Annotated in this window: 18 protein-coding genes; 14 read left to right on the top strand and 4 right to left on the bottom strand. The window is 65.2% G+C overall.

The features are described from left to right. Window positions 1–25: 25 nt before the first annotated feature. The gene (locus tag P6U30_RS23860; RefSeq protein WP_407165337.1) at window positions 26–1747 is read right to left on the bottom strand and encodes an ATP-binding protein; all 1722 of its coding nucleotides are present in this window, start codon (window positions 1745–1747) and stop codon (window positions 26–28) included. A 392-nt stretch (window positions 1748–2139) separates the two neighbouring features. On the opposite strand from P6U30_RS23860, the gene P6U30_RS23855 reads away from it, so the two are divergent. Together P6U30_RS23855 and P6U30_RS23850 are read left to right on the top strand one after the other, a co-directional pair. Then, a complete protein-coding gene (locus P6U30_RS23855) occupies window positions 2140–4449 on the top strand; it encodes a TonB-dependent siderophore receptor (RefSeq protein ID WP_407165336.1) in 2310 nt (769 codons plus the stop codon). Next, complete coding sequence (locus P6U30_RS23850) at window positions 4367–5590, top strand: PepSY-associated TM helix domain-containing protein (protein WP_407165335.1); 1224 nt, start codon at window positions 4367–4369, stop codon at window positions 5588–5590. The genes P6U30_RS23855 and P6U30_RS23850 overlap by 83 nt, the downstream gene beginning before the upstream one ends. A gap of 196 nt (window positions 5591–5786) precedes the next feature. Here the strand turns inward: P6U30_RS23850 and P6U30_RS23845 are convergent, their stop codons facing one another. Then, the gene (locus P6U30_RS23845; RefSeq protein WP_407165334.1) at window positions 5787–6713 is read right to left on the bottom strand and encodes a LysR family transcriptional regulator; all 927 of its coding nucleotides are present in this window, start codon (window positions 6711–6713) and stop codon (window positions 5787–5789) included. A 207-nt stretch (window positions 6714–6920) separates the two neighbouring features. Between P6U30_RS23845 and P6U30_RS23840 the strand changes: the two genes are divergently transcribed. The 8 genes from P6U30_RS23840 (at window position 6921) to P6U30_RS23805 (ending at window position 15570) form a co-directional block, all read left to right on the top strand. Then, entirely contained in the window at window positions 6921–7901 is a 981-nt protein-coding gene (locus P6U30_RS23840; protein ID WP_407170527.1) for a class 1 fructose-bisphosphatase, read from the top strand. Between the two features lie 11 nt (window positions 7902–7912). Continuing rightward, window positions 7913–8788: a phosphoribulokinase gene (locus P6U30_RS23835; protein ID WP_407165333.1), complete on the top strand. Its 876-nt coding sequence runs from the start codon at window positions 7913–7915 to the stop codon at window positions 8786–8788. Then, window positions 8785–10797, top strand: a complete 2013-nt coding sequence (gene tkt, locus P6U30_RS23830; protein WP_407165332.1) for a transketolase — start codon at window positions 8785–8787, stop codon at window positions 10795–10797. Before P6U30_RS23835 ends, tkt begins: the two co-directional genes overlap by 4 nt. Before the next feature lie 15 nt (window positions 10798–10812). Next, window positions 10813–11895 (top strand): class II fructose-bisphosphate aldolase, encoded by a 1083-nt coding sequence (gene fba, locus P6U30_RS23825; protein WP_407165331.1) that lies wholly within the window; start codon window positions 10813–10815, stop codon window positions 11893–11895. Window positions 11896–11928: 33 nt separating this feature from the next. Next, window positions 11929–13386, top strand: a complete 1458-nt coding sequence (locus P6U30_RS23820) for a form I ribulose bisphosphate carboxylase large subunit (RefSeq protein ID WP_407170526.1) — start codon at window positions 11929–11931, stop codon at window positions 13384–13386. Between the two features lie 12 nt (window positions 13387–13398). Then, on the top strand, window positions 13399–13824 hold the full coding sequence (locus tag P6U30_RS23815; RefSeq protein WP_407165330.1) for a ribulose bisphosphate carboxylase small subunit: 426 nt from the start codon (window positions 13399–13401) through the stop codon (window positions 13822–13824). Window positions 13825–13933: 109 nt separating this feature from the next. Beyond that, the gene (cbbX, locus tag P6U30_RS23810) at window positions 13934–14857 is read left to right on the top strand and encodes a CbbX protein (protein WP_407165329.1); all 924 of its coding nucleotides are present in this window, start codon (window positions 13934–13936) and stop codon (window positions 14855–14857) included. Continuing rightward, window positions 14854–15570 (top strand): HAD family hydrolase, encoded by a 717-nt coding sequence (locus tag P6U30_RS23805; RefSeq protein ID WP_407165328.1) that lies wholly within the window; start codon window positions 14854–14856, stop codon window positions 15568–15570. The genes cbbX and P6U30_RS23805 overlap by 4 nt, the downstream gene beginning before the upstream one ends. Before the next feature lie 46 nt (window positions 15571–15616). Here P6U30_RS23805 and P6U30_RS23800 read toward each other — a convergent pair whose 3' ends face one another. Both P6U30_RS23800 and P6U30_RS23795 read right to left on the bottom strand, forming a co-directional pair. Further along, complete coding sequence (locus P6U30_RS23800) at window positions 15617–16531, bottom strand: PaaI family thioesterase (protein ID WP_407165327.1); 915 nt, start codon at window positions 16529–16531, stop codon at window positions 15617–15619. 508 nt (window positions 16532–17039) lie between these two features. Beyond that, window positions 17040–18242 (bottom strand): serine hydrolase domain-containing protein, encoded by a 1203-nt coding sequence (locus P6U30_RS23795; protein WP_407165326.1) that lies wholly within the window; start codon window positions 18240–18242, stop codon window positions 17040–17042. A 234-nt stretch (window positions 18243–18476) separates the two neighbouring features. On the opposite strand from P6U30_RS23795, the gene P6U30_RS23790 reads away from it, so the two are divergent. From P6U30_RS23790 to P6U30_RS23775, 4 genes are all read left to right on the top strand, one after another. Beyond that, window positions 18477–19151, top strand: coding sequence for a response regulator transcription factor (locus P6U30_RS23790; protein WP_407165325.1), 675 nt, complete (start codon window positions 18477–18479; stop codon window positions 19149–19151). Between the two features lie 216 nt (window positions 19152–19367). Beyond that, window positions 19368–20945, top strand: a complete 1578-nt coding sequence (locus tag P6U30_RS23785) for a gamma-glutamyltransferase family protein (RefSeq protein WP_407165324.1) — start codon at window positions 19368–19370, stop codon at window positions 20943–20945. Window positions 20946–21131: 186 nt separating this feature from the next. Beyond that, complete coding sequence (locus tag P6U30_RS23780; RefSeq protein WP_407165323.1) at window positions 21132–22799, top strand: amidohydrolase; 1668 nt, start codon at window positions 21132–21134, stop codon at window positions 22797–22799. Beyond that, window positions 22799–23884 carry a CobW family GTP-binding protein gene (locus P6U30_RS23775; RefSeq protein ID WP_407165322.1) on the top strand — a complete coding sequence of 362 codons (1086 nt, stop codon included), beginning with the start codon at window positions 22799–22801 and terminating at the stop codon, window positions 23882–23884. The genes P6U30_RS23780 and P6U30_RS23775 overlap by 1 nt, the downstream gene beginning before the upstream one ends. Window positions 23885–23917 lie beyond the last annotated feature (33 nt).

Genomic DNA, 23917 nt, shown 5'->3' with positions numbered 1-23917 from the left:
CGAGCTTTGGGCCTAAGAGGCCGCGCTATTTGCCAGCCGCTGACGCAGGCGGTTGCGCCAGGACCTGCCGGATCATGCGCGCGAGATCGGATTTGCGATAGGGCTTTGGCAGCAGTGTCACGTCGGGGTCGAGGCGGCCGTGATGAAAGATTGCGTCCTCGGTGTAACCGGACGTGAATAGCACCCGCACCGATGGCAGCCTGGCGGTGACAGCATCGGCGACCTGCCGGCCGTTCATGCCGCCGGACATGATGACGTCGGTGAAGAGTAAGTCGCAGACGAATCCCTTGTCGATCGCGGCCAATGCTTCGGGGCCGTTGGCGGTGACCACGGTGCGGTAGCCGAGTTGCTCGAGCTGGGCGCTGACGTAGTTGCGGACCAGGGGATCGTCCTCGACCACGAGGATGGATTCGCTACCGCCCCGCCCGTCGACCACGGCAGGCGGCTCGGCCTCGACCACGTCTCCGCTGCTGCGCGGAAGATAGAGTTTGATCGAGGTGCCGTGGCCCTCTTCGGAATAGATCTTGAGGTGCCCGTTGGACTGCTTGATGAACCCGTAGACCATGCTGAGGCCAAGGCCTGTGCCCTTGCCGGTGTCTTTGGTGGTGAAGAACGGCTCGAACACCTTCTCGCGGATCGTCTCGGGAATCCCATCGCCGGTGTCGCTGACGGCGACCATCACGTATTCGCCCGGTGTCACCTCCGGATTAGCGGCGGCATAAGTCTCATCGAGGACGACGTTGCCGGTCTCGATCATCAGCTTGCCGCCCTCGGGCATCGCATCGCGGGCGTTGACCGCAAGATTGAGCAGCGCGGTCGCCATGTGATTGGGATCGATGAAGGCCGTCCAGGCGTCGGGCTCGAGCGACGTCTCGATCTCGATCTGCTCGCCGAGCGAGGGACGCAGCAGTCGCGCAGTGTCCTGGACCAACGAATTGAGGTCCGCTTCGCGCGGTTGCAGCGGCTGTTGCCGCGAGAAGGCGAGGAGGTGCTTGGTTACTTCCGCGCCGCGCGAGGCCGCATCGCTGATCATCTTGGTGACCGAGGACAACGCGGCATCGTGCGCCACCGCATCGGCAAGAATGTCAATCAGCCCGGTGATGACGGTCAGGATGTTGTTGAAGTCGTGCGCGATGCCGCCGGTGAGGTGCCCCACCGCCTCCATCTTCTGCACCTGGCGCAGTTTCTGCTCGGCCTCGAGCTGTTCCTTGGCGGCCTCGACTTCGCGCGCGCGCATGAAGATTTCGGCTTCCATCTGCTCGGTACGCTCGCGCAACCGATCCGCCAGCCTGTCCTGTTCAGCGCCGCGGCGCTTCAGATGGATGAATTCGGTGACGTCCTCGACCCGGTGGATGATGTAGGTGAGCTGTCCGCCCTGTCCGAGCACGGGCGAGTTGCGCGGGCTCCAGAAGCGCTCCTCAAATCCGCCGCCTTCAGAATCGGGTTTGCGGATGTCGTATTTCTGCACCGACATGGTGTCGGCTCGCCTGTACTGGACCACGCGCTCAAGCGACGCCCGCAGATTCCGCACGCCATCGGCGGCCGGATCGTCAGGATTGTCAGGGAATATCTCGAACAGTTCGTGCCCGAGGATCGACGCGCGCTCGGTCTTCGTGGCGCGCAGATAGGCGTCGCTCGCCGCCACTATACGAAAGTCGGGTGGAGTCAGCACCAGATAGAGGCCGGGTGCCGCCTCGAACAACGCCTTGAAGTCAGGCATCGGCGGGGACGGGGTCTGCAGGTTCATCCTCCCTCGCAGGGATATGGAGCCGGGCGCGTTCCGCAGCCAAGATGTCGCACGCGCACCGGTCGAGCGCAATGATTAAGGTGTGGTACCCACCTTGACTTTTGAACCGAACGCGCAGCCCTCGGCGCTTGGCGGACCGCGCCGGCACACAAATTGCCCTTGTACTGGTCCCCGCCGGACCTGTGATGAATTTGCCTCAAGCGCGGCGCAATCGACCAGTACGAATTTCGGGCACCAATTGCCCTGGCAACCATCGCGCGAGAGTGTGTCAGCCTGATCGCGTGCTGCACGTAAAACTCGAACTCTTGGATCGCTTCTAAGAGCGCTTCTATTAGAGAAATCTTCATCCCTCGCGTAAGCCCTGCAACGGCACACCTCGACATGACATCGGCGTGCCGTGGGACTCCGTTGCAGTTGGGCAGGGCGCGTTGAACTATTCATGTCTGCGGATCGCCGCGTCGGCGACCGCATCCGCATTGGCATTGGTGCCGCATTCATCCATCGCGCAGGGAGCGCCTTCGTCGCAGCAATCCGGCGCACAGGCGCTGCCGCCGGTGGTGGTTGCGTCTCCCGAGGCGCGTCGGCGAACCACCCCTGTGGCACCACGTCGCATCCAGCGCGCCGCGCAACCGGTCGCGTCGCAAAAGCCCGAGCCGGTTCGCGATGTCGGCTTTGTCGAGAGTCCGCGCGGCCCGATCCAGGGCTATGTCGCCCATCGCAGTTCGTCCGGAACTAAAACCAACACGCCGATCATGGAGACGCCGCAGTCGGTGTCTGTGATCGGCAGCGAGCAGATCCGCGACCAGAAGCCCAACAAGTTCGACGAGACGCTGCGCTATTCGGCCGGCGTGCTGGCCGGCACGTTCGGCGCCGACACACGCAATGACTGGTTCCTGATCCGCGGCTTCAAGTCGGATGACGTCGGCCTGTTCCTCGACGGAATGCAACTCTTCTACACAGCCTATGCGAGCTGGAAGTTGCAGCCGTTCAATCTCGAGCGTGTCGAGGTGTTGCGCGGTCCCTCGGCGGTGCTCTATGGCGGCTCCAGCCCGAGCGGCATCGTCAACGCGATCAGCAAGATGCCGCCGGCCGAGCCGATCCGCTACATCGAGACCGGCGTCAACAATTTCGGCAATGCCTATCTCGGCTTCGATGTCGGCGGGCCGGTTGCGACGCCGCAGCAAGACGGCAAGCTGTTCTATCGCGTGGTGGGCCAGGTCCAGAATGGCGGGACCCAGGTCAACTTTACGCCCGACAACAACTACTTCATCGCGCCATCGGTGACCTACAAGCCGGATGCCGACACCACCTTCACCGTGCTCGCCTCTGCCTCGCGCAACGAAACGCGCGGCATCAACTTCCTACCTTATGTCGGTACCGTCGTTAACGCGCCATTCGGCCGGATTCCGACCAGCCTGTTCGTCGGCGATCCCTCGATCGACACCTTCACGCGCGAGCAGGAGATGCTCGGCTATCAGTTCGAGCGCAATCTCTCCGACAACGTGACGTTCCGTCAGAATGCCCGCTTCGCGCATGTCGACGTGACCTATCGGGGCCTGGTCGGCAACGGTTATACCGACATGGCAGCGGGCGACCTCGGTCGCTACAATTGGTACGCGAAGGACACGGCCAATCAGGCCAATCTCGACAACCAACTCGAATATCGCTTCGGCACCGGCCTGGTTCAGCACACGGTGCTGTTCGGGCTCGACCTCCGAGACTACCGGATCGATGACTACCAGAACTTCCAGTTTGGCACGACGCCGTCGCTCAACGTGTTCAACCCGGTCTACGGCCTCGGAAGCCTGCCGTTCACGAGCGCACCGTTCCGCAACTTCCTGATCACGCAGGAGCAGCTCGGCACCTATCTGCAGGACCAGATGAAGTTCGGTCGCTTCACGCTGGTGTTGAGCGGCCGCAACGACTGGGTGTCGACCAGCCAGGGTGACAGGACGAGCGGCGTCACGCTACTCAATCGCGAGGACAGCAAGTTCAGCGGCCGCGCCGGGTTAATCTACAATTTCGACAACGGCGTCGCGCCCTATGTCTCCTATGCGACCAGCTACAATCCGGTGATTGGCCTCAACGCCTCGAACCAGTTGCTGCTGCCCGAGACCGGTCAGCAGACCGAGGTCGGCGTCAAGGTCGAGCCGAAGGGCTTCGACGGCCATTTCACCTTCGCCTGGTTCGATCTGAAGCGTCAGAATGCGCTGACGACTGATCCGAACAATCCGCTGCTGCAGAACCAGACCGGCGAGGTCACCTCGCGCGGCTTCGAGGTCGAGGCCGTCGCCAATCCGTTGCCCGGCTTGAAGCTGATCGGTGCGCTCACGACCTACGATCTCTTCACCAGCAAGGATCTCAACCCGGCCCTGATCGGCAAGACCCCGACCAACACGCCGCAGCAGATGGCGTCGCTCTGGGCGGACTATACCATCCAGCAGGGGCCGCTGACGGGCTTCGGCTTCGGCGGTGGCGTGCGCTACGTCGGCTCGTCCTTCGCCGATCAGGCGAACACGCTCGAGGTCCCCTCGGTGGTGCTCGGAGACGCTGCGATCCATTACGAATGGCAGGGCTGGCGCGCCGCGCTGAACGTCATCAACATCGCCGACACCACCTATGTCGCCAGTTGCTCGTCGACGACGTCCTGCTTCTACGGCGACCGGCGGCGCATCACCGCGAGCCTGGGTTACAAATGGTGACGGGGAGGGACGACTGAAGGCGCGAACCGTCAGGATCTGGTCGCTGGTTCACACCTGGACCAGCCTGATCTCAACCGTATTTCTGCTGTTGCTCTGCCTCACCGGGCTGCCGTTGATCTTCCACCACGAGATCGACGAGGCGCTCGGTTATGCGCCGCAGCCGGAAGCTGCGGCCGGGCGGCCGCCGCTGTCCGCGCAACAGATCGTGCAGGCTGCGCTCGCGGCCGACCCGGGACGGGTGATGCAGTATGTGTCGTGGGACAAAGACGAGCCCGGGACCGTGATGGCGTTCACCAACAATGCGCCTGACGGAAAGCCCGACGACGCGACCGTGCGTGCGTTCGATGCGGTGACGGCGAAACCGCTCGGGCTGGTCGGCGTCGGCCCGATGCTGATCGTGCTCAAGCTGCACACCGACATGTTCGGCGGTCAGCCCGGCAAGCTGTTCCTCGGCGGGATGGGCCTGCTGTTCGCGGTCGCGATCATCTCCGGCGTGGTGCTGTATTGGCCGTTCACACGCCGGCTGCGCTTTGCCACCATCCGCGACCGCTCGGCGCGCCGCGTCGCCTGGCTCGACTGGCACAATCTGATCGGCGTGGTCACGATCGTCTGGGCGCTGGTGGTCGGCCTGACCGGGGTGATCAACACCTGGGCGGAGCTGATGCTGAACCAGTGGAAGGCAAACGAGCTCGCCGAGATGGTGAAGCCCTATGCCGGCAAGCCACCGCCGGCGAAGCTCGCGCCGCTCGATCAGGTCGTGGCGCGCGCGAAGCAGGCTGCGCCCGGCATGGACGTTGCGTTCATCGCCTATCCCGGGACGCCGTTCACCTCGTCGCATCACTACGCCGCCTTCATGCGCGGCGACACGCCGTTGACCTCCCGGCTGTTGAAGCCCGTTCTACTCGATGGCGAGACCGCCGAGGTTTCGGACACGCGGGCGCTGCCGGCCTACTTGCAGGCGCTCTTGATCTCCCAGCCACTGCATTTCGGCGACTATGGCGGTATGCCGCTGAAGATCATCTGGGCCGTGCTGGACGTCCTTACGATCATCGTGATCGGCAGCGGCCTTTATCTCTGGTTCGCCCGGCGGCGGAAGCGGGCGCGCGCCACGGCGCTGGGGCAAACGGTGCCGGCGCAATGACGTCGTCTCCCGGTCGATCGCAGGGCTGGGTCGCCGTCTTTGGCGCGCCCATCGTGCTCGGAGTCCTCTCAATGGCAGGGCTGCTTGCCGCGCTGCTGCTCGGCGACGTCGGCCGTTATCTGTCCTGGCTCGCGGTCGGCGCGCCGGGGCTGGTGATCGCCTGGACCTGGTTGCGGCTCAAGCTTCACTGACGCGCTTAGCGAGTGTTCGGCAGATAGCGCCAACCCTCCTTGCCGAGAAAGTCCATCATGGCTTGCGCCGGTGGCAGCAGGATCTTGTCGGTGCGGCGGACGGCGTGCCACTGCCGGATGATGGGCAGTCCCTTCACCTTGAGCACCACGAGGCGGCCGTCCTCCAGCTCGTGAAACACGGTGTGCTGCGAGATGAAGGCTATGCCCAGTCCGGCCATCACCGCCTGCTTGATGGTCTCGTTGCTGTCCATCGCCATGCCGATCTTCGGCGTCAGCTCGACCCGCTGGAGGAACTGCTCCATCAGCATGCGCGTGCCGGATCCCTGCTCACGGGTGATGAAGGTCTCGCCCGCGAGCTCGGAGACGGCGACGTGGCGCCGTCGTGCCAGACGATGATCCGGCGCGGCGATGATGAAGTGCGGATGACGGCCGAGCGGCCGCATCTCGACCTCGACGTCGGCCGGCGGCCGTCCCATCACGGCAATGTCGAGGTCGTAGCCGCGTAGCGCGTCGCGGATCTCCTCGCGGTTGCCGATCTTGAGCGTGACCTCGATCTGGGGAAAGCGATGCGAGAACGCCGCGATCACGAACGGCACGAAGTATTTCGCGGTGCTGACCGCGCCCATCGCAACGCGTCCACCGCTGCGGCCGGCGATCATGTCGAGTGACTGCTCGCAATCCTTGAGCGCCGCCTCGATCCGTTCGACCAAAGTCAGCACATGAGCGCCGGCGTCGGTCAAGGCCATGCCGTCGCCGGTGCGCTGGATCAGCGGCAACCCGGCGAGCGCCTGCAGGTTGCGGAGCTGCAACGTCACCGCCGGCTGGGTCAGATTGAGGCGGTTGGCGGCCGACGTGATCGAGCCGGCCTCGTGCACGGCGGCCAGCGCGCGGAGCTGGCGGATGGTGAGGTCGCGCGTGAAGTGGCCGGCCATGAAGAGCCCTTCCATAAGAAATACTTTGGCAGGACCAAAGATAATAAAATTTCCCTAATTCCGCAATTCGCGCGTTGATAGCGGCAAGGCGACTCCAGTGGGTCGCCGGTCGAAGCCTCGGCAAGTGGGCGCGATCAAAGGGAGAGGCCCGTGGAGATTCGTCCGTCATTGCATGCCCATCTGGAGTGGCCGGCGCAGCAAAACCCGATGCGCGCGGCCACGGTCGCGGTGATCGAGGCGCTCGCGGGTGCCGCAGTCGAGCTCGCGCGCACCATTGCCGCCGGCTCGCTTGCCGCGATCGGCGGTGAGAGCGGCGGCATCAATCCCGACGGCGATCGCCAGAAGGCCATCGACATCGTTGCCGACCGCCTGATGCGCGACGCGCTGCGGACCGCGCCGGTCGCGGCGGTACTGTCGGAGGAGGCGGAGCTGCCGGAGACGCTCGACGCCGATGCGCCGCTCTGCATCGCGATCGATCCGCTCGACGGATCCGCCAACCTCGAGAACAACATCTCGGTCGGCACGATCTTCTCGATCAGGCCGAAAGCCCACGACATCATCTCGACCTTCTTCGAGCCCGGCACCGCGCAATGTGCCGCCGGCTGCTTCATCTACGGCCCGCAGACCGTGCTGGTGCTGGCGCTCGACCAGTGCGTCGACTGCTTTACGCTCGATCCGCGCACGGGCGAGTTTCTCCTGACCGGGCGTGATCTGAGGGTGCCGTCGGATGCGCCGGAATTCGCCATTAACGCGTCGAACCGGCGGCACTGGAGTGGTGCGGTGCGCAGCTACATCGACCAGTGTCTTGCCGGCGTCAACGGTGAGCACGGTCAGGATTTCAACATGCGCTGGATCGGCTCGCTGGTCGCCGAAGCGTACCGTATCCTGATGCGCGGCGGCGTGTTCCTCTATCCCGCCGACGCGCGTCCGGGCTATCGCGAAGGCCGCTTGCGCCTGCTGTATGAAGCCCATCCGATCGCATTGATCATGGAATGGGCGGGCGGCGCCGCGTCGAATGGCCGGTCGCGCATCCTCGAATTGTCGGCACGCACGCCGCATCAGCGCGTGCCCCTCATCATGGGATCGACGCGCGCCGTGCGCGACGTCGATGCGATCCACCTGACCGTCGAGCCGTTGTTCGAGAGCAGCGATGCCCCGCTGTTCGCACGGCGCGGCCTGTTCCGCTGAGGGGGGATCGTATGTCTCGTCGACATCCCATCATCTCGATCACCGGCTCGTCTGGCGCCGGCACCACCTCGGTCAAGAAGACCTTCGAGAACATCTTCCGCAGGGAGAACGTGGTCGCTGCCTATATCGAGGGCGACGCGTTCCATCGCTACGACCGGGCCGAGATGCGCAGCAAGATGCTGGAGAAGGCCGAGCAGGGCAACAAGCATTTCAGCCATTTCAGCCCCGAGACCAACCTGTTCGAAGAGCTGGAGAAGCTGTTCCGCGATTACGCCGAAACCGGCAGCGGAACGACGCGCCACTATGTGCACGACGAGGAGGAGGCGCGGCTCTACGGCGCCAAGCCCGGCACCTTCACCGATTGGGAGCCGTTGCCGGAGAATTCCGATCTCTTGTTCTATGAGGGCCTGCATGGTGCCGTGGTCACCGACAAGGTGAACGTCGCGCAGCATGCCGACCTCAAGATCGGCGTCGTCCCGGTCATCAACCTCGAATGGATCCAGAAGCTGCATCGCGACCGCAGCCATCGCGGCTATTCCACGGAGGCTGTGACCGATACCATCCTGCGGCGCATGCCCGACTACGTGAACTACATCTGTCCGCAGTTCACCGAGACCGACATCAACTTCCAGCGCGTGCCGACGGTCGACACCTCGAATCCGTTCATCGCACGCTGGATCCCGACGCCGGATGAATCGATGGTGGTGATCCGGCTGAAGAACCCGCGTGGCATCGATTTTCCCTATCTGCTGTCGATGATTCCGCACAGCTTCATGTCGCGCGCCAACTCGATCGTGGTTCATGGCGCCAAGCTCGATTTGGCGATGCAGCTCATCCTCACCCCGCTGATCCTGCAACTGATCGAACGAAAGAGGCGAACGATATGACCGCACTTGCGTCCGTAGCCAGCCGCCCCGACGTCGGCCATGCCGAGATGGCGAACGCCATTCGCTTTCTTGCGATCGATGCCGTGGAGCAGGCGAAGTCCGGCCACCCCGGCATGCCGATGGGCATGGCCGACGTCGCGACCGTCCTGTTCTCGGATTTCCTCAAGTTCGACCCGACCGATCCGGCCTGGCCGGACCGCGACCGCTTCGTGCTCTCGGCTGGCCATGGCTCGATGCTGCTCTATGCGCTGCTCTATCTGACGGGTTACGAGAGCATGACGCTCGATCAGCTCAAGGCGTTCAGGCAGTGGGGATCGAAGACCCCAGGCCATCCCGAATACGGCCATACACCGGGTGTCGAGACCACGACCGGGCCGCTCGGGCAGGGCATCGCCACCGCGGTCGGCATGGCGCTTGCCGAGCGGCTGATGAACGCGCGCTTCGGCGACGACCTGGTCGATCACTATACTTACGTGATCGCCGGCGACGGCTGCCTGATGGAGGGCATCAGCCACGAAGCGATCTCGCTCGCCGGTCATTTGCGGCTCAACCGGCTGATCGTGCTGTTCGACGACAACCGCATCTCGATCGACGGCGCCACCTCCTTGTCCTGCTCCGACGACCAGGTCGCGCGGTTCAAGGCCAGCGGTTGGAGCGTTGCCAGCATCGACGGTCACGATCCGCAGGCTGTCGCGGCGGCAATCCGGCAGGCCAAGGCCAGCGATCGTCCGTCGCTGATCGCCTGCCGCACGATCATCGGGTTCGGTGCTCCGAACCGGCAGGGCAGCGAGAAGGTTCACGGCGCACCGCTCGGCGCCGAGGAGGTGGGCAAGACCCGCGCTGCGCTGGGCTGGCGGTATCCGGCATTCGAGGTGCCGGATGCCGTGCTCGCCGAATGGCGCGCGATCGGCGCGCGCGGCCGCGATGCCCGCCGCGCCTGGATCGAGCGGTCGCGGCGGACCTGCAACGGCGAGCGCTCCGCGTTCCATGATGCGCTGAACCGGAAATTGCCCTGCGCCTATACCGAGGCGATGGCCAAGCTGACGGCGCGCTTTGCGTCGGAGCGGCCGAAGCTCGCGACACGACAGGCCTCGCAGCAGGTGATCGATGTCATCGCGCAGGCCTTGCCGAACCTGCTCGGCGGATCGGCCGATCTCACGCACTCCAACCTCACGCTGGCAAAGACGCAAGTGCCGGTGCGGCCGGAAACGCTCGACGGCAGCTACATTCACTATGGCATCCGCGAGCACGCTATGGCCGCCGCGATGAACGGGATCGCTCTGCATGGCGGCTTTATTCCCTATGGCGGCACGTTCCTTTCCTTCGCCGATTACAGCCGCCCGGCGCTTCGGCTCGCGGCGCTGATGGGAATCCGCGTCATCCACGTGATGACCCACGACTCGATCGGGCTCGGCGAGGACGGGCCGACGCATCAGCCGGTGGAACATCTGGCTGCGTTGCGCGCCATCCCGAACCTCTTGGTGTTTCGCCCGGCTGATGCGGTCGAAACGGCCGAAGCCTGGGACTGTGCATTGAAGGCCGAAACCTCGCCGTCGATCCTCTGTCTGTCGCGGCAGGCGCTGCCGACAGTTCGCGACGGCAGCAAAGACAACCAGGTCGCGCTCGGCGCTTATGTCCTTGTCGAGCCCGACTTCGCGCGTGACGTCACCCTGATTGCGACGGGTTCGGAGGTGGCGATCGCGCTCGAAGCCGCAAAGCTGCTGGCGGAAGAAGGGATCAAGGCGGCGGTGGTTTCGGCGCCGTGCTTCGACCTGTTCCGCCAGCAGCCGAGCGACTATCGCGCAAAGGTGCTGGGCGATGCGCCGCGGGTCGGTGTTGAAGCCGCCGTCGAGGGTGACTGGGCACGCTGGCTCGGCGAGGACGGCGCGTTTATCGGCATGACCGGTTTCGGCGCCTCCGCGCCCGCCGACACGCTCTACCGCGAATTCGGCATCACGCCTGCCGCCGTCGCCGCCGCGGCAAAGCGTGTGACCGGTCGATCGAACTGAAAGGAGGACCACCCCATGGCTCGGATAACCCTGAGGCAATTGCTGGATCATGCCGCTGAACGCGGCTACGGCGTGCCGGCCTTCAACATCAACAACATGGAGCAGGGCCTCGCCATCATGGAGGCGGCGGCGGCCTGCGATGCGCCGGTCATCATCCAGGCCTCGCGCGGCGCGCGGGCTTACGCCAACGACATCATGCTGGCGAAGATGATCGATGCGCTGGAGGAGATGTACCCGCAGATCCCGCTCTGCCTGCATCTCGATCATGGCAACGAGGAGGCAACTTGCGCCACCGCGATCCGCTACGGCTTCACCTCGGTCATGATGGACGGTTCGCTGAAAGCGGACGCCAAAACCGCGGCGGACTATGATTACAACGTCGACATCACCCGCCGCGTCGTCGACATGGCACATTGGGTCGGCGCCTCGGTCGAGGGCGAACTCGGCGTGCTCGGTTCGCTCGAGCACGGCGGCGGCGAGCAGGAGGACGGCCATGGCGTCGAGGGCCAGGTCAGTCATGACCAGCTTCTGACCGATCCCGACCAGGCCGTCGAGTTCGTCCGCGCCACCAAGGTCGATGCGCTCGCCATCGCGATGGGCACCTCGCACGGCGCCTATAAGTTCACGCGCAAGCCCGACGGCGAGATCCTGGCGATGCGCGTGGTCGAGGAGATCCATACACGCCTGCCCAACACGCATCTGGTGATGCACGGCTCGTCCTCGGTGCCGCAGCCGCTGCAAGACCTGTTCAACCAGTTCGGCGGCGAGATGCCGCAGACCTGGGGCGTACCGGTCGAGGAGATCGTCCGCGGCATCAGGCACGGCGTGCGCAAGGTGAATATCGACACCGATTGCCGCCTGGCGATGGCGGCGGCGTTCCGCAAGGTCGCGGTGCAGACGAAGAGCGAGTTCGATCCGCGCAAGTTCCTGAAGCCCGCGATGGACGCATTGCGCGAGCTCTGCCGCGACCGCTTCGAGCAGTTCGGCACGGCCGGCAATGCCGGGAAGATCAAGGTGGTCCCGCTGCCGGAGATGGCCAAGCGCTATCGCGCCGGCGCCCTCGATCCGCAGATTGGAAAGATGACACAGGCCGCCTGAAGCCGCGGCGAACGACAGGAGATCCAGATGAATATGCAGCAGTCGATCACGGTGCGCGGCAAGGATCGCTACAAGTCCGGCGTGATGGAATACAAGCGCATGGGCTATTGGGAGCCGAACTACGAGCCCAAGGACACCGACGTCATCGCGTTGTTCCGCGTGACGCCGCAGGATGGCGTCGATCCGACGGAGGCCTGCGCTGCGGTGGCGGGCGAATCCTCGACCGCGACCTGGACCGTGGTGTGGACCGACCGGCTGACCGCTGCGGAAAAATACCGGGCGAAATGCTACCGCGTCGATCCGGTGCCGAACTCGCCGGGCAGCTACTTCGCCTATATCGCCTATGACCTCGATCTGTTCGAGCCGGGCTCGATCGCCAATCTGACGGCCTCGATCATCGGCAACGTGTTCGGCTTCAAGCCGCTGAAGGCGCTGCGGCTCGAAGACATGCGGCTGCCGATCGCCTATGTGAAGACCTTCCAGGGCCCGGCGACCGGGATCGTCGTCGAGCGCGAGCGGCTCGACAAGTTCGGCCGTCCCTTGCTCGGCGCCACGGTCAAGCCGAAGCTCGGCCTGTCGGGCCGGAACTACGGCCGCGTCGTCTATGAGGCGTTGAAGGGTGGGCTCGACTTCACCAAGGACGACGAGAACATCAACTCGCAACCCTTCATGCACTGGCGCGAGCGCTTCCTGTACTGCATGGAGGCGGTCAACCGCGCCCAAGCCGCGACCGGAGAGATCAAGGGCACCTATCTCAACGTCACCGCGGCAACGATGGAGGACATGTACGAGCGCGCGGAGTTCGCGCGCGAGCTCGGCTCCAACATCGTCATGATCGATCTCGTGATCGGCTACACGGCGATCCAGTCGATGGCGAAGTGGGCGCGCAGGAACGACATGATCCTGCATCTGCACCGCGCCGGCCACTCGACCTACACCCGGCAGCGCAGCCACGGCGTCTCGTTCCGCGTGATCGCCAAGTGGATGCGGCTGGCCGGTGTCGATCACATCCATGCCGGCACGGTGGTCGGCAAGCTCGAGGGCGACCCCAACACGACGCGCGGCTACTACGATATCTGCCGGGAGGATTTCAATCCGATGCAACTCGAGCACGGCGTGTTCTTCGACCAGCACTGGGCGAGCCTCAACAAGCTGATGCCGGTGGCCTCCGGCGGCATCCATGCCGGCCAGATGCATCAGTTGCTCGACTTGCTCGGCGAGGACGTCGTGTTGCAGTTCGGCGGCGGCACGATCGGCCACCCCCGCGGCATCCAGGCCGGCGCCACCGCCAACCGCGTCGCGCTGGAGGCGATGATCCTCGCCCGCAACGAGGGGCGCGACTACGTCCACGAAGGTCCGGAGATCCTGGCCAAGGCGGCGCAGACCTGCACGCCGCTGCGCGAGGCGCTCGAGGTCTGGAAGGACGTCACCTTCAACTACGACTCCACGGATGCTCCCGATTTCGTTCCCACGCCGAGCATGGCGGTCTGAGAGGAGTTTCTCATGCGCATAACCCAGGGCTGCTTTTCGTTCCTGCCCGATCTCACCGACGACCAGATCGCCGCGCAGGTGCAATATTGCCTCGACAAGGGCTGGGCGGTGAACATCGAGTTCACCGATGATCCGCATCCCCGCAACACTTATTGGGAGATGTGGGGCCTGCCGATGTTCGACCTGCGCGATGCCGCGGGCATCATGAAGGAGCTCGCCGACTGCCGGCGGGTCTACGGCGACCGCTACATCCGGATCTCCGGCTTCGATTCGAGCCATGGCTGGGAATCGGTTCGCATCTCCTTCATCGTGAACCGGCCGCGGGAGGAGCCGGGCTTCCGGCTCGACCGCCAGGAATCCGTCGGGCGCAACATCCGCTACGCGACGCATGGCTATGCCGCCACGCGCCCGGAGGGGGAGCGCTACGCCGACCAGTGACCGCGTCCGGTCGAAGCCAGGCGGATTGCTCCCTCGGCCGCCCTGGTCCGGATGCACTTCTCCGTCGTCGCTGCCGCGCGGCGACGGAGCTTTTCGATAAGAGAGGACGATGACGCAACCGCAAGAACAAATCCGCCAGACGCCGCTCGAGACCGTCGACCTCCGGCATGAATTCGCCGATCTTGGCATCGGCGAAGTCCTCGACCAGCTCGATTCCGAATTGATCGGGCTCAAGCCGGTGAAGACGCGCATCCGCGAGATTGCGTCGCTGCTGCTGGTTGAACGCATCAGGCAGAAGATGGCGCTCGCGACCACATTCCCGACCCTGCACATGTCGTTCACCGGCAATCCCGGCACCGGCAAGACCACGGTGGCGCTCAGGATGGCCGGCATCCTGCACCGGCTCGGCTTCGTGCGCCGCGGCCACGTCATCAGCGTCACGCGCGATGATCTGGTCGGGCAGTATATCGGCCACACCGCGCCCAAGACCAAGGAGATCCTGAAGAAGGCGATGGGCGGCGTGCTGTTCATCGACGAGGCCTATTATCTCTACCGGCCCGAGAACGAGCGCGATTATGGCCAGGAGGCGATCGAGATCCTGCTCCAGGTGATGGAGCAGCAGCGTGAGGACCTGGTGGTGATCCTGGCCGGCTATGGCGACCGCATGGAGAAGTTCTTCCAGAGCAACCCGGGCTTCCGCTCGCGCATTGCCCATCACGTCGACTTCCCCGACTATTCGGACGCCGAGCTGCTCTGGATCGCCGAGTTGATGCTGCAGCAGCAGAATTATCGCTTCTCTCCGGAAGCACGCGAGGCTTTCATCCGCTACGTCGCTGCCCGCAAGGTGCAGCCCTTGTTCTCCAACGCACGCTCGATCCGCAACGCACTGGACCGAATCCGGCTTCGCCAGGCCAACCGCATCGTCGCCAAGCTCGACCGCACGCTCACGGCGGACGACGTGATGGCGATCGAGGCCGGCGATGTGCTCGCGAGCCGCGTGTTCACCAAGGGGACCGCGGGCGAGGGGCGATGAGCCAGGCGCTCGCAGCGATCCGGACCGCCGGGATGCGTGATGTCATCGCCAGCGCTCGCGCGCTGATCTTCGATGTCGACGGCACGCTCGCGGAAACTGAGGAGGTGCATCGCCGCGCCTTCAACGAGGCGTTCGCCGTAGCCGGCCTCGACTGGTTCTGGGACAAGGTCACCTATGGACGGCTGCTTCGCGTCGCCGGCGGCAAGGAGCGCATCCGCGCGTTCGACCAGCGCAACGCGGTGCCGTCGCTGACCTTTGCCGATATTGCCGACCTGCACAGGATCAAGACCGCGCGCTACGCCGCCTTGATTGCGTCGGGCGGCTGTCCGCTGCGGCCGGGTGTCCGGGCCTGGCTGCGGAGCGCGCGGAGCCGCGGCCAGCGTCTGGCGATCGCGACGACGACCTCGCACGGCAATATCGATGCGCTGCTCGCAGTCGCGCTCGGCCCCGAGTGGGCCAGCCTGTTCGAGACCATCGTTGCCGGCGACGATGTACCGCGCAAGAAGCCGGCGCCCGACGTCTATCTCGAGGTGCTGGCCCGGCTCGGGCTCGGTCCGGCGGACTGCATCGCCATCGAGGATTCCGGCAACGGTCTCATGGCCGCGTCGCGCGCCGGGATTCCCGCCCTGATCACCCGCAGCGCCTATTTCGATGAGGACGATGTCACCGGCGCCTTGCTGGTGGTCGGTGATCTCTCCGAGATCGACTACTGAACATCGGCAGGTGATCTTGACGCCGGGTGGATGAGCGTTCGCTGTGCTATCCCTCATCGAGGCCGGGGGCCTGCCGCAGCATGAAGTGACCGAAGGCCGATGCGATCGGCTTGGCCGGATCGTCCTGCCAGGCCTGCGCCTCGAACGCGACGACGCGCCGTCCCTGCTTGACGATCGACACCCGGGCGTGGCTGTCGAGCGCGCGGCCGGAGCGCAGATAATTGATGGTGAGGCCGATCGGCTTCGGCCGCGCCTCGACGCCGAGCTCGCGTGTGACGCCGACGATCGCTGTCGTCTCGAGGAATGCGCCGGTGATGCCGCCGTGAATCGCGGGCAGGATCGGGTTGCCGATGATCTGCTGCGAGAACGGCATCACCAACGTGTCGTCATTGCCGGTGCGGATTCCCAGACATCGCGCGAACGGGCTGCTGGCGAACGGCCCATCCGGATCATCCGCCGCTTCGAGGTCCGGTAACGCCACGCCGAGGGCCGATGCACGATCCGTCAGCATGTTGCTCCGGTTGGCATCGATCATGAAGCAGGCAGTCGCGGTGGCGACCGGATCGTCCTCGGACTCCTGGTAGGCGGTGGCGCGCACGAAGGCGATCAGCCGCGTGACGCGATAGCAGACCGCGTGCGCGCGGATGTCGAGCCCCGGCGTCGCCGGCTTCTGGTAATCGATCCGCAGGTCGAGGGTCGCGATCGCGCGGGTGCCGTCGAGCGCGACTTGTACCGCCATGCCGCAGCTCTCGTCGAGCATGGCGGTGACGACGCCGCCGTGTAGGACACCGGTCTCAGTGTCGCCGACGAACTCCGGGCGATAGGCCAGGCTTGACCAGGCTTCGCCAGGCGCGGCACGGTCAAGGCGCAGCCCGCTGATTGCGCCATAGATGGAGCGTCGAGCCTGGATGGCGCGCGTCAGTTCGTCGAATGGGAGGGTTGGGTTCGAGGAGTCGGTCATGGCGGTGCTTGTAGACCAAGGCGTCAGGCGGGCAAAGGGGGAGGGCCGGGCGTGTGCTGTGGCGAGGACGCGCGTTTCGGATTCAACTGTCAAACAGCTTGGTGACGCTGTCATCACCCGCGCATGCGGGTGATCCAGTATTCCAGAGACGCTGGTGCTTGAGCCAAGAAGCCACGGCGTACTGGATGCCCGCCTGCGCGGGCATGACGACTGAGAGGGATGTGACTCCGCGTTCTCGCGACATGAATTGTCCGAGCTTGCATCTCGTTTCGCCCTCTCTTGAACAGAGGGCGCAGGGAAAGCCGGGTGCCGATCGCACCCATGGGCCCCGAGCAATGGTAGAAAGCTCGGGGGTAGGACGACAGGTGTAACCGGAGCAATCCCGGCTTTCCCGGCGCGATGGGTTACGGCTTATACGTGCTCGCCCCGGCGAGACTAGGCTTGGTTGTCACCGTCTCGCGAAGATGCTGCGCATCTCGCGGGAGACACCTGCCGCGTCGCTGGTCGCTCAGGTTGTCCTGGCCAGCCTTGCCGCGATTGCGCGGTAGCCGCGCAGCCACATGTGATCGAGATCGAGGTCCATCGGCAGCGGCTGCGAGGAGACGCGCGCGATCACGGTCTCGTTGGCCGGGTCGATGTAGATCCACTGGCCATGGATGCCGACGGCGGCGAACGGCGTTTCGCTGCGATCGATGGTGTACCACTTGCTGCGGTAATTGCCGTTCGGAAACACCTTGGTCAGGTCGCCGCGCGACCAGGCTTCGGCATTGCCGTTGTGCCTGATGTCGTCGATCCACCAGCTCGGCACCACCTGCCGGGCGTTGCTGACGCCATGGTTGCGCATCATCTCGCCGAAGCGGGCGAGATCGCGCAAGCTCGCGCAGATCCCGCCGGCGGCGCGGGCGGCGCCGCGGGAATCGACCGCGATGTAGGCGTCGTGCTCGGCGCCCATCGGTTGCCACAGATATTGCGACAGGATCTTTGCATAGGAGATGCCGCAGGCGCGCTCATAGACCCAGCCGAGTACGTCGGTGTTGGTCGAGACGTAGTGGAAGGTCTGGCCATGCGGCGTGCCGTTCGGCCGCAGCGTCCTGAGATAGTCGCGCAGGTTGGTCGGCGGCAGGCTCGGGTCCGGCGGCTCCCATCCGGTCGAGCGGCGATAGTTCATGACGTCGCCGTCGCGCGCCATGTAGTCCTCGTCGAAGCGGATGCCGACGCTCATGTCGAGCAGATGCCGCACCGCGCAGCCGCCGCCATAGACCGATCCCTCCATCTCCGGGATATAGCTGATGACGGGCGCGTCGGGATCGAGCTTGCCCTTGTCGGCAAGGATGCCGCCGAGCGTGCCGGCGATCGACTTGCTGACCGAGAAGATCAGATGCTGACTGTCCGGCGTCAGGCCGTGGGCGTACCACTCGAAGGCGATGCGGCCGCGATGCGACACCACGATGCCGTCGGTATGGCTGGTGCGCAGCGCTTGATTGAGGTCGATCGCCGAGCCACGTGGGTTCGCGAAGCTGACGTCCTCGAGATGGAGCGGCGTAACGGACAACGGCGACGGCTCCCGCGAGCGCGCGATGTTCGCGGTGGGCAGAAGCTCGCGCACGTTGCGGAACGCCCACTCGCTGAACGGATGCTGCCGCCAGTTGGCGAGCGTGACCTGGTCTTCGGCCGCCGGAGGAAAGGTGGCCATGATGCGACGCGAATTCATTGTTGGTCCGGCAATGACGTGGAAACGCATCAAGGTTCCGCGTGCGCTGCACGGCACGCAATCCACCGTATGGTGGAGCCAGGTGCGCGAGTGACCTCGACGCCACCTCGTCGGAGGTGTGAGACTCCAATGGTTGGCCCGCAATTTGCTTGACTATGCCGCGCGTCTGCCCCAGCGTGGCCGACCACGCGACGCGCAGACGTCCGTCATCGGGAAACATCGGGAGGGAAGGTCATGTTCGCGCTTCTGGGCCGACCGGATCCGGCAACCACGCAAGCCATCAATTTCGCGAGGGGAATTCTCGAGGGGTCCGCGACCGCGTTCTATGAGGTCGACGGCAACCTCAACCTCAACCGCTTCGTGCTCTCGAGCAACGTCCCGCCGAGCTTTCACGACCAGTATCTGGCCGGGATGAACCGGCTCGATCCCTTGCATCCGCGCTCCGCGAGCGATCAGCCGATTGCCCGCTTGAGCGTCGCGCTCGATCGCTGCGCCACCGCGGAGGCCGCGACCTATCGCGCCTTTGCCGGCCAATGCGGCGTTGCCGACATGATCGAATTCTTCTTCCGCCGCAACGAGCGGATCGTCGCCGGGATGAGCGTGCTGTGGGCGCCGGGCTGCAAGATTCCGGACGGCAGCATGAACATCGCGGAGAAGATCCACGATTATCTCGAATTCAACCTGACCAGCCGACTGTCGTCCGCGACCGACGAGCCGGCCCGCTACGGCCTCACCTCGCGCGAGATGGAGGTCGTCGAGCTCCTGTGCTGCGGCCGGACCAACCGCGAGATCGGCGAGTGCCTCAGCATTGGGCTCGCGACCGTGAAGACGCACCTGATCCACATCTTCGAGAAGCTCGGCGTCGAGACGCGATCCGCCGTCGTGGCACTGATGTCGCGGCCGCATTGAGGCGTGCGTACGGTCCGATCGTCCGAATTCCGGGGCGACGGAGTTCTCCGTTGGCTCGCAATGATTGACGGATTTTGGGCGCGTCCGGCTGGCATTCCATCCACCGTTTGGTCGATTGCTGCCACTGGCGCGCCGGATCGAGTTTCCCTGAACGATCGGTGTCGTCTTCGACAATGTCGGCGAGCGGCTGCCGCTTGCCACATGGAAGGAGACGACATGCGCGATTTTATGGCTATTGCCCGATCGGTGGCGGTTGCGGAGCGGGGCATGGCCGCGACCTCGCACCCGCAGGCGACGCTTGCCGCGGTCGAGATGCTGAAGGCCGGCGGCAACGCTGTCGATGCTGCGGTTGCCGCGGTGGCAGTGCAGGGCGTGGTCGAGCCGCAGATGACCGGGATTGGCGGCGACTGCTTTGCGCTCTACTCCCCGAAGGCCGGCGAGCCGGTCGCGCTGAACGGCTCGGGCCGCACGCCTGCCGGGACCGATGTCGGAAAGTATGCCGAGAGCGGTCAGCGCGACATTCCACCGACCGCGCCTGAAGCAGTTACCGTGCCCGGCGCGATCGATGCATGGTGCCGGCTGGTCGCCGATCACGGCAGCAAATCGCTGGAGGAGATTTTTCGGCCGGCAATATTGGCCGCCGAGCAGGGCTTTTGCGTCACGCCGCGCGTCGCCGAGGATTGGCGCCGCTTTCGCGCGCGGATCGAGATCGACGCCCATGCGGCGGCGCAGTTCCTTCCCGGCGGCGCGGCCCCCGCAACTGGCGAGATCCGGACGCAGCCGGCGCTGGGGGCGACCTTGCGCGATATCGCTCGGCGCGGACGCGATGCCTTCTATGCTGGCGCGGCGGCGGACGAGATGGTCGGCATCCTCCGTGCACTTGGCGGCGCGCACACCGCGGATGATTTTGCCACGCAGAGTTCGGACTATGTGCGCCCGATCTCGGCGCGCTACCACGACCACGACGTGGTCGAATGTCCGCCGAACGGGCAGGGCCTGGCCGCCCTGATGATCCTGCGCACGCTCGCAGGCTTCGACGTCGGCGCTCTGTCGCAGGCCGATCGCATCCATCTGCTGGCAGAGGCGACCAAGGCGGCCTACCGTGCCCGCGATGCCTATTTTTGCGATCCCGCGATGGGCAACGTCGACCCGGCTACGTTCCTCGCCGAGGGTTACGTTGCTGATATCCGCAGCCGGATCGACATGGCACGCGCGTCAATGCCCGCGACCTGGGACGACATCGAACATCGCGACACGGTCTACGTCACCGTGGTCGATCGCGACCTCAACGCGGTCTCACTGATCAACTCGCTGTTCTATCCGTTCGGCAGCGGGATCTATGCGCCGAAATCGGGAATCTTGCTGCACAATCGCGGCTGGAGCTTTCGCGCCAGGCCCGGCCATCCGAATTCGCTCGGGCCGCGCAAGCGCCCGATGCACACCATCATCCCGGGCCTGCTCCGCAAGGACGGCAAGACCGTGATGTCGTTCGGCGTGATGGGCGGGCATTATCAGGCCGCGGGTCATGCCAATCTGTTGTCCAACATCTTCGATATGAAGATGGACATCCAGGCCGCGGCGGAAGCACCGCGCTCCTTCGCCTTCGATGGCGTGCTGTCGTTGGAGACGACGATCCCGCCTGCGATCCGCGACGAACTGAGGGCGCGGGGACACGAGGCGCGCTTCTCCGAGGAGCCGATCGGCGGCTGCCAGGCGATCCGCATCGACCACGCGCGCGGCGTGCTGTTCGGCGCCTCCGATCATCGCAAGGACGGGCTGGCGCTCGGGTTTTGAGCCAAGGTCGGGCGCCTGCGCTGCGGCAGCCGGGTGAGCATCCACCGGATGGTGGATTGTTCCAAAGCGCGACTTGCCGAACCTTTTTGGCCAGGATGCCGAGCTGTCCGTCCGCGGATCTGCGGGCCTCCGCTGCGTGGGCGTTGGCGCCAGCCGACACGCATCTCAACCGGGAAGTTGATGCAGATGGACAATCGCTTCGCCGACGCGGTGTTTCGCAACGGCCGCATCTACACGTCGAACCAGAAGCAGCCCTGGGCGACATGCGCTGCTGTGAAGGCGGGCCGGTTCGTTGCGGTCGGCGAGGAGCGCGACGTCGCGCCGTTGATCGGCGAGGGCACCACGACCATCGAACTCGCCGGGCGGATGGCGATGCCGGGCATCGTCGACATCCACAACCACATCATGATGGGTGGGCAGGCCGATCTCTACGAGCTGCGCTTCGCCTCCAGCGACAGCATTCCGCGGATCGCGGAGACCTTGCACAAGGCGGCGTCCACTGCGGCGCCCGGTGCCTGGATTGTCGGCGGCCAGTTCGGCAATAACCTTCTGAACGAGCTGAACACCGCGGAGTCCTTCGCGCTCCTGGATGCGGCATGCCTCGGCCATCCCGTCGTGCTGCGCGACGACAGCTACCACAATCGCTGGGCAAGCTCGGCGGCGCTGCGGCTGGCAGGCGTGCAGGTCGATACACCAAACCCGACCGACGGCGAGATCGGCCGCGACCTAAGAAACGGCACTCTGACCGGCGTGATGATCGAGGCGGCATCGGGCCTGGTGGAGCGGGCGCTCGCGGCGTCCGGCCACTACACCGCCGAGATGGACCGCGCCGCGGTGGCGCGCTCGATCTCGGTGCTGAACGCCTATGGCGTCACCGCCTTCATCGACGCCGCGAGCATGCAGCCGATCATGGCCGCGCTGAAGGGGCTCGACGATCGCGGCGAACTCACCGCCTGGGCGGTGTGCGCGATGCCGGTGGTCGAACCCGGCTTCATGTTCGGCAAGGCGGGCGAGGAGCTGTTTGCGCTACGTGAGGACTATCGCGGCGCGCATGTGAAGCCGGACTATGTCAAGGTGTTCCTCGACGGTGTGCCCGGCGCCAAGACCGCGGCGTTCCACGAGCCGTATCTCGCCGATCCGGTGCGCGGCTGCTGCTTCCGTGGCTCAACGATGCTGACCGTGCCGGACTTGATCCGCTGGCTCGGGCGTTGCGAAAAGCTTGGGCTCGCTGCCAAGATCCATTGCGCCGGCGACGCCGCGGTGACGCAGGCGCTCGATGCGATCGACGTCGTGCGCAGCTTCAACGGCCCGACCCATCTGGTCCACCATATCGCGCATGCGAGCTACATCGCGCCGGAGGACGTGCCGCGCTTCGCCGAGCTCGGCGTGGCGGCAGACCTGTCGCCGATCATCTGGTATCCGACCATCTTCCTCGAGGCGCACAAGGCCGCGATGGGCGACGAGAGGGCGCAGCGATTCTGGCCGAACAAGGACCTGAAGACCGCCGGCGCGCTGATGGCCGGCGGCTCGGACTGGCCGGTGATCCCGATCCCCGATCCCTGGCAGGGCATCGAGGGCATGGTGACGCGGCAGAACCCGACCGGCGATTTTCCCGGCAAGTCGCTCTGGGTTGAGCAGGCGCTCGACCTCAAGACCGTGATCGATATCTACACCATCGATGCCGCACGCGCCGCCGGCCTCGGCCAGACCATCGGCTCGATCGAAGCAGGGAAATCGGCTGACCTGATCGTGCTCGACCAGATGATCTTCGACATCCCGCCGGACCAGCTCGCGGATACGCGGGTCGAGATGACCTTCTTCGAGGGCCGCAAGGTGTACGAACGGGGCAAGTGATGGGCGCGGATCAAATCCCGGTCACGGTTCTCACCGGCTTCCTCGGCAGCGGCAAGACCACGGTGCTGAACCATCTGCTGCGCCAGGCCGAGCTCAACGGCGTGGTCGCGATCATCAACGAATTCGGCGAGGTGGCGCTGGATCACCTGCTGGTCGAGAGCAGCGAGGATCGGCTCGCCCTGCTCGACAATGGCTGCATCTGTTGCTCGGTGCGCGAGGACCTGATCGAGACGCTCGCCGATCTGGCCTGCCGCCGCGCCGCAGGGACGATCCCGCCGTTTCACCGCGTGCTGATCGAGACCACCGGGCTCGCCGATCCGGTGCCGGTGCTGCACACGCTGATGACCGCGCCCGACGTCGTCGCCCGCTACCGCATCGACGGCGTGGTAGCCACCGTCGATGCGGTCAACGGCGCACAATCGCTTCATGCGCATCCGGAAGCGATAAGGCAGATCGCGGTCGCCGATCGCTTGCTGGTGACCAAGACTGATCTCGCCTCTGGTGATGCGCTGTCGCGGCTCGAGGCGCGGCTTGCGGCGATCAATCCGGTCGCGGTTCGCCATCACGTCCGGAACGGCATCGTCGATCCGGCCAGGGTGCTCGACGCCGGCCTGTTCGATCCGGCCGCAAGGTCCGCCGATGTGGTGCGCTGGTTCGAGGCGGCGTCGCAGGCGGCGAACCAACCTCACCATCACGCGCATCATGATTGCGAAGGCGAGCAGTGCGACCACCACAGCCATGATGCGCATAATCAGGAGGTGTCGACCTACAGCCTCATCATCGACGAGCCGATCCAGCGCGATGCGTTTGCGCGCTGGCTCGACTATGTCGCGGCGCTGAAGGGCGAGGATCTGCTGCGCTTCAAGGCGATCGTCAACGTCGCCGAACAGCCAGACACGCCTGTCGTGGTGCATGGCGTCCAGCACGTCTTCCACCCGCCGATTACGCTTGACGGCTGGCCATCGGGGGACCGGCGCTCGCGGCTGGTCTTCATCGTGCGAGGCATCCCGCGCCAGATCATCGAGACCACATTGTGCAAATTCGCGGCCGTCAGCCACACGGCCATCCAGCAGTCAGCAGCTTGAGGCAACGGATATTTCAACGATTGGTGAGGGAGA

The organism is Bradyrhizobium sp. ORS 111, from assembly GCF_045571485.1.
Taxonomy (GTDB): domain Bacteria; phylum Pseudomonadota; class Alphaproteobacteria; order Rhizobiales; family Xanthobacteraceae; genus Bradyrhizobium.
Note: the sequence above shows the minus strand (reverse complement) of the source record. Positions and strands in the feature narration are given on the sequence as shown.